This window comes from Aquariibacter albus (assembly GCF_014145335.1).
In the GTDB taxonomy this organism is placed as follows: Bacteria; Pseudomonadota; Gammaproteobacteria; order Burkholderiales; family Burkholderiaceae_C; genus Aquariibacter; species Aquariibacter albus.
Genome location: NZ_JACIVI010000002.1, coordinates 224,424 through 236,642, shown reverse-complemented (window position 1 = coordinate 236,642; position 12,219 = coordinate 224,424). Strand labels below are relative to the sequence as shown.

Genomic DNA, 12,219 nt, shown 5'->3' with positions numbered 1-12,219 from the left:
CCAAGCAGAAGTCCCAGGCCAAGACCGCCCGCATCCCCATCAAGGTCGTCCCGGCCGAGGTGCTCAAGAAGCCCGACTGGATCCGCGTCAAGGCCGGCTCGCCCAGCACCCGCTTCTACGAGATCAAGCAGATCCTGCGCGAGCACAAGCTCCACACCGTCTGCGAGGAAGCCTCCTGCCCCAACATCGGCGAGTGCTTCGGCAAGGGCACGGCCACCTTCATGATCATGGGCGACAAGTGCACCCGGCGCTGCCCCTTCTGCGACGTCGGCCACGGCCGCCCCGATCCGCTCGATGCCGACGAGCCCGCCAACCTCGCCAAGACCATCGCCGCGCTGAAGCTCAAGTACGTCGTCATCACCAGCGTCGACCGCGATGACCTGCGCGACGGCGGCGCCGCCCACTTCGTCGACTGCATCCGCCAGACCCGCGCCCTCTCCCCGGCCACCACCATCGAGATCCTCACCCCGGACTTCCGCGGCCGCGACGACCGCGCCCTGGGCATCCTCACCCAGGCCCCGCCGGACGTGATGAACCACAACCTGGAGACGGTGCCGCGCCTGTACAAGGAGGTGCGTCCGGGCAGCGACTACGCCTTCAGCCTGAACCTGCTCAAGAAGTTCAAGGCCCTGCACCCCAAGGTGCCGACCAAGAGCGGGATCATGGTCGGGCTGGGCGAGACGGACGAGGAGATCCTGGAGGTCATGCGCGACCTGCGCGCGCACGATGTGGACATGCTGACCCTGGGCCAGTACCTGGCCCCCAGCGGCCACCACCTGCCGGTCAAGCGCTACGTGCACCCGGACACCTTCAAGCGCTTCGAGGACGCGGCCTACGCCATGGGCTTTTCCCACGCCGCCGTCGGCGCCATGGTGCGCAGCAGCTACCACGCCGACCAGCAGGCCCATGCCGCCGGGGTCGGCGAGGTGCTGCGCGGCTGAGCGGGAACGAGCCCGGCGGGGCGACGCCGGGAGGCGGCGCCCCACGATCGGGAGCTGACCTGATCCGCGCTTCACCAGGCTCAGACCATGAGCCTGGTGAAGCGCCTCGAAACACGCGGCGGTTGACGCGGGCTCTGAGGGCCCGCAGAATCGGCCCCGCTCCGGGGTGCCTGCGTCGACGCAGGCTGAGACGGTTGGAACCGAACCCGCGAACTTGATCCGGCTCGTACCGGCGTAAGAAGAGCTGCACTGCCCAGGCAGGTGCGCCCATGGATGGGCGCGACCGTGTCCGGCGTGGCGCACGGAGCACCTTCGATGTCTTTCAAGGAGCTCCGATGAACGCCCCCGACAAGCTGGCCCAGCTGCTCACGCTGACGCGCGAACCCTTTCCCGCCTCGCGCAAGATCCACCTCGAAGGCTCCCGGCCCGACCTGCGCGTGCCGCAGCGCGAGGTGCTGCTGACGAACGGCGAGCGCATCGCGCTCTACGACACCTCCGGCCCCTACACCGACCCCGAGGCCCCCATCGACGTGCGCCGCGGCCTGCCGACCGTGCGCACGCCCTGGATCCTCGAACGTGGCGACACCGAGGTCTATGCCGGCCGCGACCGCCTGCCGCTCGACGACGGCGACAGGAGCGACCTTCAGGCCTCGGAGCGCATTGCCCGCCTGCGGGCCGAGGCCGCCGCGCTGCAGCGCCTGCCGCGCCGCGCCCGGGCCGGCGGCAACGTGAGCCAGATGCACTACGCGCGCCGCGGCATCGTGACGCCGGAGATGGAGTACGTCGCCCTGCGCGAGAACGGCCGCCGCGAGTGGATGGCCGAGTACCTGGCGCAGCCCGAGCGCGAACAGCGCCTGCGGGGCAACGCCATGGGCGCCGCGCTGCCGCAAGGCCCGATCACCCCCGAGTTCGTGCGCGACGAAGTGGCCCGCGGCCGGGCCATCATCCCGGCCAACATCAACCATCCCGAAGTGGAGCCGATGGCCATCGGCCGCAACTTCCTGGTCAAGGTCAACGCGAACATCGGCAATTCGGCCGTCACCTCAAGCATCGAGGAGGAGGTGGAGAAGCTCGTGTGGGCGATCCGCTGGGGCGCCGACAACGTGATGGACCTGTCCACCGGGAAGAACATCCACACCACGCGCGACTGGATCGTGCGCAACAGCCCGGTGCCCATCGGCACCGTGCCGATCTACCAGGCGCTGGAGAAGGTGGGGGGCGTGGCCGAGGACCTCAGCTGGGCCATCTACCGCGACACCCTGATCGAGCAGGCCGAGCAAGGGGTGGACTACTTCACCATCCACGCCGGCCTGCGCCTGCCCTTCATCCACCTCACGGCCGGGCGGCGCACCGGCATCGTCTCGCGCGGCGGCTCGATCATGGCCAAGTGGTGCATCACCCACCACCGGGAGAGCTTCCTGTACACGCACTTCGACGAGATCTGCGAGATCATGAAGGCCTATGACGTGAGCTTCAGCCTCGGCGACGGCCTGCGGCCCGGCAGCGGCGCCGACGCGAACGACGAGGCCCAGTTCGCCGAGCTGCGCACCCTGGGCGAGCTCACGCAGCGAGCCTGGAAGCACGAGGTGCAGACCATGATCGAGGGCCCGGGCCATGTGCCGATGCACATGATCCAGGCCAATATGGACGAGCAGCTCAAGCACTGCCACGAGGCGCCCTTCTACACGCTGGGCCCGCTGACCATCGACATCGCGCCGGGCTACGACCACATCGCCAGCGCGATCGGCGCGGCCATGATCGGCTGGATGGGCACGGCCATGCTCTGCTACGTGACGCCCAAGGAACACCTCGGCCTGCCGGACCGGGAGGATGTGAAGCAGGGCCTGATCGCCTACAAGATCGCCGCCCATGCGGCCAATGTGGCCAAGGGCCATCCGGGCGTGCGGGCACGCGACGAGGCGCTCAGCAAGGCGCGCTTCGAGTTCCGCTGGAGCGACCAGTTCAACCTCGGCCTGGATCCGGACACCGCACGCGACTTCCACGACGAGACCCTGCCCAAGGACAGCAGCAAGGTGGCGCACTTCTGCTCGATGTGCGGGCCGAAGTTCTGCTCGATGAAGATCACCCAGGAGGTGCGCGACTACGCCGCGCAGCAGGGCCTGGGCGAGGGCGAGGTGCTGCGCGAAGGCCTGGCCGCCAAGTCGGCGGAGTTCAAGGCCGCCGGCGGCGAGCTCTACATCCCGATCCAGCCGGCGGCCTGAGCCATGGCCGCCGACATCGGCATTGCCGGCGCCGGCCTGCTCGGCCGCCTGCTGGCCTGGACGCTGGCGCGGGCCGGGCACCGGGTCGAGGTCTTCGATCCGGCCCCCGGCCCCGCGCCGGCCTTCGACGGCCAGGGCGCCGCCGCCTTCAGCGCAGCCGGCATGCTCTGCCCACTGGCCGAGCGCGAGCATGCGCCGCCCGAGGTGGTCGCGCTCGGCTGGCGTGCACTGCCGCGCTGGCGGGCGCTGGTCGAGCAGCTCGGCGCGCCCCGCCCGCGCTTCAGCCAGCAGGGCAGCCTGCTGCTCGCGCATCGCGGCGACCTCGGCAGCGCGCAGCGCGCGCTGGCGCGCATCGATCCGCCGGAGGCCCCCGCCGGCAGCCCGCGGCCGCAGCGCCTGACGGCCGCCGAACTGGCCGCGCTGGAACCCAGCCTGGCCCCGGTGGCCGCCGCCTGGCTGCTGCCGGAGGAGGGCCTGATCGACCCGCTCGCCACCCTGGCCGCGCTGCAGGCCCGGGCGCCCGGCGTGGCCTGGCACTGGGGCCGGCCGGTGCGGCAGGTCGAGCCGGGCTGCCTGCACTTCGACGACGGCCCCCGACGCTATGCGACCGTCTTCGACGTGCGCGGCCTGGGCGCACGCCCGCCGGCCGAGGGCCGCGCAGTGGCCGACTGGCCCGGCCGCCTGCGCGGCGTGCGCGGCGAGACCGTCTGGCTGCAGGCCCCGGGCCACGGCCTGCAGCGGCCGCTGCGGCTGCTGCATCCGCGCCACCGCGTCTACCTGGTGCCGCGCGGGCCGGACGGCCTGCTGCTGGGTGCGACCGAGATCGAGAGCGAGGACCGCAGCCCCGTCTCGCTGAAGAGCGCGGTCGAGCTGATGAGCGCCGCGCACAGCGTGATGCCGGGCCTGGCCGAAGCCCGCATCCTGCGGCTGGACCGCAACCTGCGCCCGGCCCTGCCGGACCATCGCCCGCGGATCGAGGCCGAGCCCGGCCGCGTGCGGATCAACGGCCTCTTCCGCCACGGCTGGCTGATGGCACCGGCCCTGGTCGACGATGCCCTGGCCGCCTGGGCCGGCATGCCGGAACCCGAGGAGATGGCATGAGCCCCCTGCCCGAAGCCGCCCTCGTCCTGCTCGACGGCGAACCCCGCCCGCTGGTGCCCGGCACCACCCTGGCCGCGCTGCTGGAGGCCGAGGGCCCGCCGGCCACCGCCATCGCCACGGCCGTCAACGGCCGCTTCGTGCCGCGCACCGCCCGTGCCGGCCTGCTGCTGCAGCCAGGTGATGTCGTGCTGCGCTTCCAGGCCATCGTCGGCGGCTGAGCCGCCCCCCCTCCCGCCCGTCCCAGGAAGCTTCCCGATGCCCTCCCTTGCCCCCGCCCCCACCGACGACGCGGACAGCTGGTCCGTCGCCGGCACCCGGCTGCACAGCCGCTTTCTGCTGGGCAGCGCCGGCTACCCCTCGCCGCAGCTGCTGGGCCAGGCCCTGGCGGCCAGCGGCAGCCAAGTGATCACCGTCGGCCTCAAGCGCGCGCTGGCCGGCGGCGCCGGCGACAACGGCTTCGTCGCCACCGTGCGCGAGGCCGTGCAGCAGCGTGGCGCCCGCCTGCTGCCCAACACCGCCGGCTGCCGCAGCGCGCGCGAGGCGGTGCAGCTGGCCCGGCTGGCGCGCGAGCTCTACGACACGCCCTGGCTGAAGCTGGAGGTGGTCGGCGACGAGCAGCTGCTGCAGCCCGACCCCTTCGAGCTGCTGGCCGCCGCCACCGAGCTGGTGCGCGAAGGCTTCGTCGTCTGGCCCTACTGCACCGACGACCTGGTGCTCGGCCGCCGCCTGCTGGACGCCGGCTGCGCGGTGCTGATGCCCTGGGGCGCGCCGATCGGCTCCGGCCAGGGCCTGCTGAACCCGCGGGCCCTGCGCACGCTGCGCGAGCGCCTGCCGGATGCGACGCTGATCGTCGATGCCGGCCTGGGCGCGCCCTCGCATGCCGCGCAGGCACTGGAGATGGGCTACGACGCGGTGCTGCTGAACTCGGCCGTCGCGCAGGCACGCGACCCGGTGCGGATGGCCGGCGCCTTCCGCGATGCCGTGGCCGCCGGCCGCGCCGCCTACCGGGCCGGCGTGATGGCGCCGCAGGACCATGCCGTACCGAGCACCCCGGTCGGCAGCGAAGCCCTGCTGCTCGGATGAGCACGCCCGCCCCCCCGCTGCCGCGCGCCCACCTGGCCCAGCTGCGCCGCGAGCAGGCCGCCGGACGCTTCCCCCGCCCCAGCCTGCGCCCCCCCTGGGGCTGCGCGGACGAGCTGCCGGACACGGCCGCGCCGCGCGCCGTCTGGTGCCTGGGCGGCGTCGACCCCAGCGGCGGCGCCGGGCTGGCGGCCGACCAGCGCGCCGTCGAGGCCTTCCCCGGCCTGCACGCCTGCCTGTTGCCCCTCGCGCTGACGGCGCAAAGCTCAGAAGCGGTCACTCACATTCATGCCCTGGACCCGGCCTGGATCGATGCCCAGCTCGCCGCGCTGGAGACCGACATGCCGCCCGCCGCGCTCAAGCTGGGCCTGCTCGGCGGCGTGGCGCAGGTGCGGGCCGTCGCGCGCTGGATCGACCGCCTGCGCGAACGCCATCCGGCCCTGCCGGTGGTCGTCGACCCGGTGCTGGCCGCGACCACCGGCGCCCGCTTCGCCGACGCCGACACCCTGGCCGCCGTCCGGGCCGAGCTGCTGCCGCGCGCGACCCTGATCACCCCCAACCGCCGCGAGGCCGCCGCCCTGCTCGGCCAGGCCGAGGCCGATGCGACCGGCGTGCCGGCCCAGGCCCGCGCCCTGCACGCCCTGGGCACCACGGCCGTGCTGCTGACCGGCGGCGACGCGCCCGAGGAGGCCGCCGGCCTGGCCCTGGACTGGCTGGACAGCGCCGAGGCCTGCGGCTGGCTGGCCGCGCCCCGCCAGGCGGTGGACGGCAGCCACGGCAGCGGCTGCTGCTTGGCCGCCAGCGCGGCCGCCGCCCTGGCCCTGGGCTTCGTGCCGGCCGATGCCGGCGTGCTGGCCAAGATGGCCACGGCCCAGGCCCTGCGGAACGGCCACCGCGCCGGCCGCGGCGCCGGCCAGGTGCAGGCCGGCCCGGGCTTCGCGGCCGATCCCAGCCTGCTGCCGGCGCTGAGCTGGGGCGAGGCGCCGCACTTCCCCGGCCTGGCCGACCGGCCGGCGGCCCGGGCCCCGATCGGGCTCTATGCGGTGGTCGACCGGCCGGAGCGCGTGGGGCCGCTGCTGGAGGCCGGCCTGCGCACCGTGCAGCTGCGGATCAAGGCCCCGGCCGAGGCCGAGGCCGACTGGGTCGACCGGCTGGAGGCCGGGCTGCGCGAGGCCCTGGCGACCTGCCGGGCGGCCGGCGCCCACCTGGTGGTGAACGACCACCTGGCGCTGGCGCGACGACTCGGCGCACCCGGCCTGCACCTGGGCCAGGAGGACGTGCTGGCCCTGGGCGAGGCGGGCCGCGCCGCGCTGCGCGACTGGATGGCGGGCGGCGGCCGGCTCGGCCTCAGCAGCCACAGCCTGTGGGAGCTGGCCCGCGCCCGGGCGCTGGGTCCCGACCATGTGGCCTGCGGCCCGGTCTGGGCCACGCAGACCAAGGCCATGCCCTGGCGGCCGCAGGGCCTGGGCAATCTGCAGTGGTGGCAGCGCATGGCCGGGCGGCCGGTGCTGGCCATCGGCGGCATCCTGGACCTGGCCCAGGCCCGGGCCGCCGCAGCCACCGGGGTCGACGGCATCTGCCTGGTGCGGATGCTGGCCGAGGATCCGGCGGCCACCGTCGCCGCGCTGCGGGCCGACGCGCCCCCCGGCGCCTGAGGCCAGGGCCGAGCGCCTCCGGAGCCCGGCGCATGCACCGAGCCCTGCGCCGTGCCGGCCCGGCGCGCTGCGGCGCGGGCTGGCGTGGCCGGCTCAGCGCAAGCGGGCCTGGACCGCGTCGAGGCCGGCCTGCGCGCAGCGCTCGTCCTCGTCAGGCGTGCCGCCGCTGACGCCGATCCCCCCCACCTGCACGCCCTCGACCGTCACCGGCAGGCCGCCCGCGAAGGTGATGGCCCCCGGAATGTCCTGCAGGCCCGGCACCTTGGGCGCCTGGCCCCCGGCGCCATGGGCCAGCTCGCCCGCGAAGCGGGTGCTGAAGGGGAAGCGGGCCGAGAAGCGGGCCTTGTCCAGCGCCACCTCGACGCTGCCCAGGAAGGCGCGATCCATGCGCTCGAAGCTCAGCAGGCCTGCACCGGCATCGGCCACCGCCACATTCATCCGCCAGCCCTGCTGCTCGGCCAGGCGCACGCAGGCCTGCACCATGGTGCGGGCGACCTCCAGGTTCAGCACGGGCTGGCGCGGCAGGGCGGCCGGCGGCGGGGCGGCGGCTTCGGTGCCCAGGGGCAGCGCAAGGGCCAGCGCACGCAGGAGGGGACGGATCGGGGGCATGGCAAGGCACTCCAGGGAAGGGGTCGAAGGCATCGGGACGGCGCGACGCAGGGGACGGGGCAGGCCGCTCACCAGGGCACGAAATCGGCATCGGCCGCCTTGCGCTCGGCAGCCTGCACGCGGCGCGACTCGGCACGCAGGAAGGCGACCACGGTGCGGATCTCCTCGTCGCTCAGGGCGCCGCCGAAGCCGCCCATCTGCGTGCCGGGCCGGCCCTTGCGGATGATCTCGACCATGACCTCGTCGCCGTTCGCGCCGCCGGGCCCCCAGGCGCCCCGGACCAGCTGCGGGCCCTTGCCGCCCTTGCCGCGCGAGTTGTGGCAGAGCTGGCAGTTGCGACCGAAGAGCTCCTCGCCCAGGCGCTCGCGCTCGGGGCTGAGCGGCGGGGCGGCGGCCGGCGGCGCGGCCGTCGGGGCGGGCGCCCCCTCGGGCGCGGGGCCGAAGGCCGCGGCGGCCAGCGGCAGGGCCAGCAGCAGCGGGCCGATCAGGGAAGGCAGGGCAGTCATCGGTCGGGCGTCGGTTCAGGGACGGAAGGGGGAAGGGGCGTGTCGGGCAGCCGGTGCGCGCGGCGCAGGGCCTCGAGGGTGCCGTCGGCACGCAGTGCGTCGAGGGCTGGCGCCAGGGCCTCGGCCAGGGCGCGGTCCTGCGCGCGCAGGGCGAGACCGAGGCCGACCCGCAGCGACGCGTCGTCGCCGAGATCAACCCGGCTCGACGCCAGCCCCCGGGCCGCCGGGCGGCTGAGCGCCGGCGACCAGATCAGCGCCAGGTCCAGCGTGCCGGCGTGCAGGCCGGCCAGCAGCGCATCGGCGTCGCCGTGCGGCAGCCGGGGCAGCTGCCGGCGATGCAGATGGAGGTCGGCCGGCGTGGCCGAGACCACGCCGATGCGGCGGGCCCGGGCCACCTGCTCGGCCGTCGGGGCCGGCTGCCCGGGTCCGGCCAGCCAGTGGTAGCCCAGGCCCAGGTAGGCCGGGCTCAGCTGCAGGCCGAGGCCGGCCAGCTCGGCGCGCAGGGCCGGCTCCAGCGGCAGGCCGAACCAGAGCTCGCAGCGGCCGGCCAGCAGCTGGGTCCGCAAGGCCTTGCTCAGCCCGCCGCGGTTCGGCACCTCGACCCAGACCGGCTGCAGCGGCCGGCCGAGCCGGGCCGCCAGGGCCCGGGCCAGGTCCAGGTGCAGGCCATGGGCCGCCGCGGCCGGCGTGTCGGCCTGGCTGAAGGGCGGATCGTCGGCGTCGAGGCAGGCCCGCAGCGCCGGCGCCGGCTCGGCGGCCGCGCCCCCCAGCGCGGCCGCCAGGGCGACCGCGGCGGCGACGCGGCCGGCGCGCAGGGCAAGGCGCATCGCCACGGTCCTGGCGCGGCAGCCCGGGCTCACTCGGCGAGCCCGAAGACCATCATCCCGCCGCCGCGGTTGTTGCGCTTGAACAGCTCGTCGTAGACCAGCGGCCACAGGCTGCCGCCCCCCGGGCCGTAGACGATGGCCACGTACTGCTTGCCGTCGACGGTGAAGGTGGTGGGGTTGCCGTGGATGCCGGAGCCGACGTTGAAGCGCCACAGCTCCTCGCCGCTGTCGTCCTTCAGGGCGCTGAACCAGCCTTCCGCGTCGCCGCTGAAGACCAGCTTGCCGGCGGTGGCCAGCAGGCCGCTGGTGGCCGGCGTGCTCTGCGGGCGCGACCACACCTGCTCGCCGGTGGTCGCGTTGAAGGCCTTCACGCCCCCGGTGTAGGGGTTGGCCTTGAGCACGCGCGAGGAGAGGAACCATTCGCCCTTCTTCCATTCCGTTTTCTTGGCCTGGATGTCCATCGAGCTGTCGATGAAGGGCACGTAGACGAGCTTGGTGCGCGGGCTGTAGGCCGCGGGATGCCACTCCTTGCCGCCGTCCAGGATGGGGGCGATGTCGGTCACCACCTTGTCGTAGCGCGGCACCTTGTCCGGGTTCACGATCGGCCGGCAGTTCTCGCCGAAGCCGGTCACCCAGTTCACCCGGGCGATGGGCACCGCCCAGTGGCACTTGCCGCTGGTCCGGTCGATGGAGTACAGGTGGCCGTTGCGGTCGCCGTGCAGCCAGACCTTGCGGCCCTTCTCGTCGTTGACGAGGATGACCTCGTTGTTGCCGTCGTAGTCCCAGGCGTCGTTGGGCGTGTACTGGAAGTGGAACTTGATCCTGCCGGTGGCCGGGTCCAGGGCCAGGGTCGAGTTGCTGTAGAGGTTGTCGCCCTTGCGCACGCTGGCGTCGAAGTCCGGCGTCGGATTGCCGACGCCCCACAGGATGGAGTCCGTCGTCGGGTCGTAGGTGCCGGTCAGCCAGGCCGAGGCACCGCCGGTCTTCCAGGACTCGTTGGCCCAGGTCTTGGCCTGCGGGTGGTCGGCGCGGGTCGGGCGGGTCAGGGTCTCCCAGACGACGTTGCCGGTGGCCGGATCCAGCGCAGTGATGCGGCCGGCATTGGCGCCGACGTCCCCGCCCGAGCTGCCGACGATGATCAGGCCCTTGGCAGCCAGCGGCATCGAGGTGTAGATCAGGCCGGTCTGGTAGTCGCCGAGCTTCTTCTCCCAGACGACCTGGCCGGTGGTGTTGTTCAGCGCGACGACATGCGCATCGAGCGTGGCCATGTAGACCATGTCGCGGTAGACCGCCACGCCGCGGTTAACAGCATCGCAGCAGAGCTTGGGCCCGAGGTCGCTGGGCAGCGAGCGCTCGTACTTCCAGAGCATCTTGCCCGTCAGCCCGTCGACCGAGAAGACGCGGTTCTGGCTGGACGTCACATAGACCCGGCCGTTGACCACCGTGGTCTGGCTGACCTGGGCCTCGTTCACGCCGAAGGACAGATTCCACTTCGGCACCAGCTTCTTCACGTTGTCGGTCGTGATCTGGCCGAGTGCGCTGAAGCGCGTGCCCTGGTAGTCCTTGCCGTAGTGCAGCCAGTTGTTGGCGTCCTTGTCGGCGTGGATCAGCATGTCGTCGCTGACGTAGTTGGGCCGCCACTTGAAGGTGGCCTCCAGCACATTGACGCCCAGGGGCGGCTCGGCGGCCTCCTGGGCCCGGGCACCGGCCAGCGCGGCCAGCACAGCAGCCAGCAGCAGCGGCGTGCGGAATGAAACGCTCATCGTGGACTCCTCGTGGGGACGGTGCCCGGCTTCGGCCCCGCCCGCGGCGGGCGGGGCCGGCGGGACTCAGAAGTTGTGATGGATGCCGAAGTTGAAGAAGCTCGTCGTCGAGCCGGCGCGGAAGCTGGCGTCGTTGACGATGCTGGTCCGCAGCGCCTGCGTGCCGGTGGCCCCGGTGTCGGCATCGACCACGGCCAGGGTCGCGTACAGCGTGGTCCGCTTCGACAGGTAGGTCTCGTTGCCGATCACCAGGTTCTTGGTGTGGTTCGAGCGGTTCTCCTTGTCGCGGGCGTCGTAGTAGGCGACGGTGACCATGTTGTTCGGGTTCCACTTCCAGTCCACGCCCAGGCCCAGCACATCGACCTTGGACACGCGGCTGCCGTCCTCGGCGCTGTTGTCCGAGCGGTGGAAGTTGCCCTTGAAGGCCCAGTCGCCCAGGCTCACCGCGGCGCCCAGGCCCGTGTGCTCGACCACCTTCTCGCCGGTGTTGGCGTCCTTCATGTACTCGTGCGAGAAGGACAGCGTGACCGGACCGGTGTAGGTGAGGCCCAGCGCCAGGATGCTGTTGGCCGAGGTGTCGCCGGCCTGCTCGCCGAGCGCATAGAGGATGCCGCCGGTCACCGGGCCGTAGCTGCCGCGGTACTGGATGGCGTTCTTCATGAAGATGCCGACGTCGTCGTTGGTGTTGTTCGCACCGCCGCCGTTGATCGACTCGAGCTGGTTGTAGGCCCAGGTGTAGAGGCTGGAGAACTGCTCCTTGAACGCACGCGGCTCGGTGGCCACATGGGCGAGCAGGGCCGGGCCGTACTGGCGGCCCAGCGTGATCGAGCCCCAGCTTCCCGACAGGCCGACATTGGCCTGGCGCCGGAACAGCGGAGACTCGCCCTGGCCATCGCCGAACAGGCCGCCGGTGTCGACGGCGATGTGCGACTCCAGGTTGAAGAAGGCCTTCAGCCCGTTGCCGAGGTCCTCGCTGCCGCGCAGGCCCCACACGCTCTGGCGCAGGTTCGAGGTGTTCATGCTGACCCGGCCGTCGTTGGAGCCTGCGGTCTTGTTCTGCACCTGGATGCCGGTGTCGACGATGCCGTAGATCTGCACCGTCGTCTCGGCCTGGGCGGCCATCGCGGTGGCGAGCAGGCCGGTGGCCAGGACGCGTGGATGACAGGCGGCCGAAAGGTGCTTGGCGATGGGTTTCATGGTGTCTCCTCCAGTTTGTAGGTCGATGCACGGGCCTCTTGCGACCCGTGCGCTGCTGCGCGGCGACCTGGATGGCCTCGCAGAGGCGCTGGCGCAGCATCCGTGCCAAGCCCGGAAGAACGACTTACGCTCATCGGCAGATAGGACCAGGGCGTGAATGCGACAGTTCACGCGGCAGATGACGCGTCGCAAATGTCGCAACTGCGACACGCCGGCACCCGGTCTGAAGTCGCTCAGGAAATGCCCACCAAGTAAGAAGGGCTCACGGCGTGAGTCTGCCGTGAGCCCTTGGGGGACTGGTGATCCGGGCCAAGTGCC

General features: G+C 72.9%; 11 protein-coding genes and 1 riboswitch. Of the genes, 6 read left to right on the top strand and 5 right to left on the bottom strand.

What is annotated here, in order from left to right; translation table 11 throughout:
• The 6 genes from lipA to H4F90_RS15750 form a co-directional block, all read left to right on the top strand.
• A partial coding sequence (lipA, locus tag H4F90_RS08565; protein ID WP_182663539.1) for a lipoyl synthase occupies window positions 1-941 on the top strand: 941 nt, incomplete at its 5' end.
• A gap of 152 nt (window positions 942-1,093) precedes the next feature.
• Window positions 1,094-1,199, top strand: a riboswitch (TPP riboswitch).
• Between the two features lie 77 nt (window positions 1,200-1,276).
• Window positions 1,277-3,163, top strand: a complete 1,887-nt coding sequence (gene thiC / locus H4F90_RS08560; RefSeq protein ID WP_182663537.1) for a phosphomethylpyrimidine synthase ThiC — start codon at window positions 1,277-1,279, stop codon at window positions 3,161-3,163.
• 3 nt (window positions 3,164-3,166) lie between these two features.
• On the top strand, window positions 3,167-4,264 hold the full coding sequence (locus H4F90_RS08555; RefSeq protein WP_182663535.1) for an FAD-dependent oxidoreductase: 1,098 nt from the start codon (window positions 3,167-3,169) through the stop codon (window positions 4,262-4,264).
• Window positions 4,261-4,482 carry a sulfur carrier protein ThiS gene (thiS, locus tag H4F90_RS08550; protein ID WP_182663533.1) on the top strand — a complete coding sequence of 74 codons (222 nt, stop codon included), beginning with the start codon at window positions 4,261-4,263 and terminating at the stop codon, window positions 4,480-4,482. The genes H4F90_RS08555 and thiS overlap by 4 nt, the downstream gene beginning before the upstream one ends.
• 37 nt (window positions 4,483-4,519) lie before the next feature.
• Window positions 4,520-5,347: a thiazole synthase gene (locus H4F90_RS08545; protein WP_182663531.1), complete on the top strand. Its 828-nt coding sequence runs from the start codon at window positions 4,520-4,522 to the stop codon at window positions 5,345-5,347.
• Window positions 5,344-6,999 (top strand): bifunctional hydroxymethylpyrimidine kinase/phosphomethylpyrimidine kinase, encoded by a 1,656-nt coding sequence (locus tag H4F90_RS15750; RefSeq protein ID WP_182663529.1) that lies wholly within the window; start codon window positions 5,344-5,346, stop codon window positions 6,997-6,999. Before H4F90_RS08545 ends, H4F90_RS15750 begins: the two co-directional genes overlap by 4 nt.
• Window positions 7,000-7,092: 93 nt before the next feature.
• Here H4F90_RS15750 and H4F90_RS08535 read toward each other — a convergent pair whose 3' ends face one another.
• The 5 genes from H4F90_RS08535 to H4F90_RS08515 all read right to left on the bottom strand — a co-directional run bounded on the left by H4F90_RS08535 (window position 7,093) and on the right by H4F90_RS08515 (window position 11,901).
• On the bottom strand, window positions 7,093-7,608 hold the full coding sequence (locus H4F90_RS08535) for a GlcG/HbpS family heme-binding protein (protein WP_182663527.1): 516 nt from the start codon (window positions 7,606-7,608) through the stop codon (window positions 7,093-7,095).
• A 68-nt stretch (window positions 7,609-7,676) separates the two neighbouring features.
• The gene (locus tag H4F90_RS08530) at window positions 7,677-8,114 is read right to left on the bottom strand and encodes a c-type cytochrome (protein WP_182663524.1); all 438 of its coding nucleotides are present in this window, start codon (window positions 8,112-8,114) and stop codon (window positions 7,677-7,679) included.
• On the bottom strand, window positions 8,111-8,941 hold the full coding sequence (locus H4F90_RS08525; protein ID WP_182663522.1) for a type 2 periplasmic-binding domain-containing protein: 831 nt from the start codon (window positions 8,939-8,941) through the stop codon (window positions 8,111-8,113). Before H4F90_RS08525 ends, H4F90_RS08530 begins: the two co-directional genes overlap by 4 nt.
• A gap of 29 nt (window positions 8,942-8,970) precedes the next feature.
• Entirely contained in the window at window positions 8,971-10,704 is a 1,734-nt protein-coding gene (locus H4F90_RS08520; RefSeq protein ID WP_182663520.1) for a methanol/ethanol family PQQ-dependent dehydrogenase, read from the bottom strand.
• 66 nt (window positions 10,705-10,770) lie between these two features.
• Window positions 10,771-11,901, bottom strand: a complete 1,131-nt coding sequence (locus tag H4F90_RS08515; RefSeq protein WP_182663518.1) for a porin — start codon at window positions 11,899-11,901, stop codon at window positions 10,771-10,773.
• Between the last annotated feature and the right edge of the window lie 318 nt (window positions 11,902-12,219).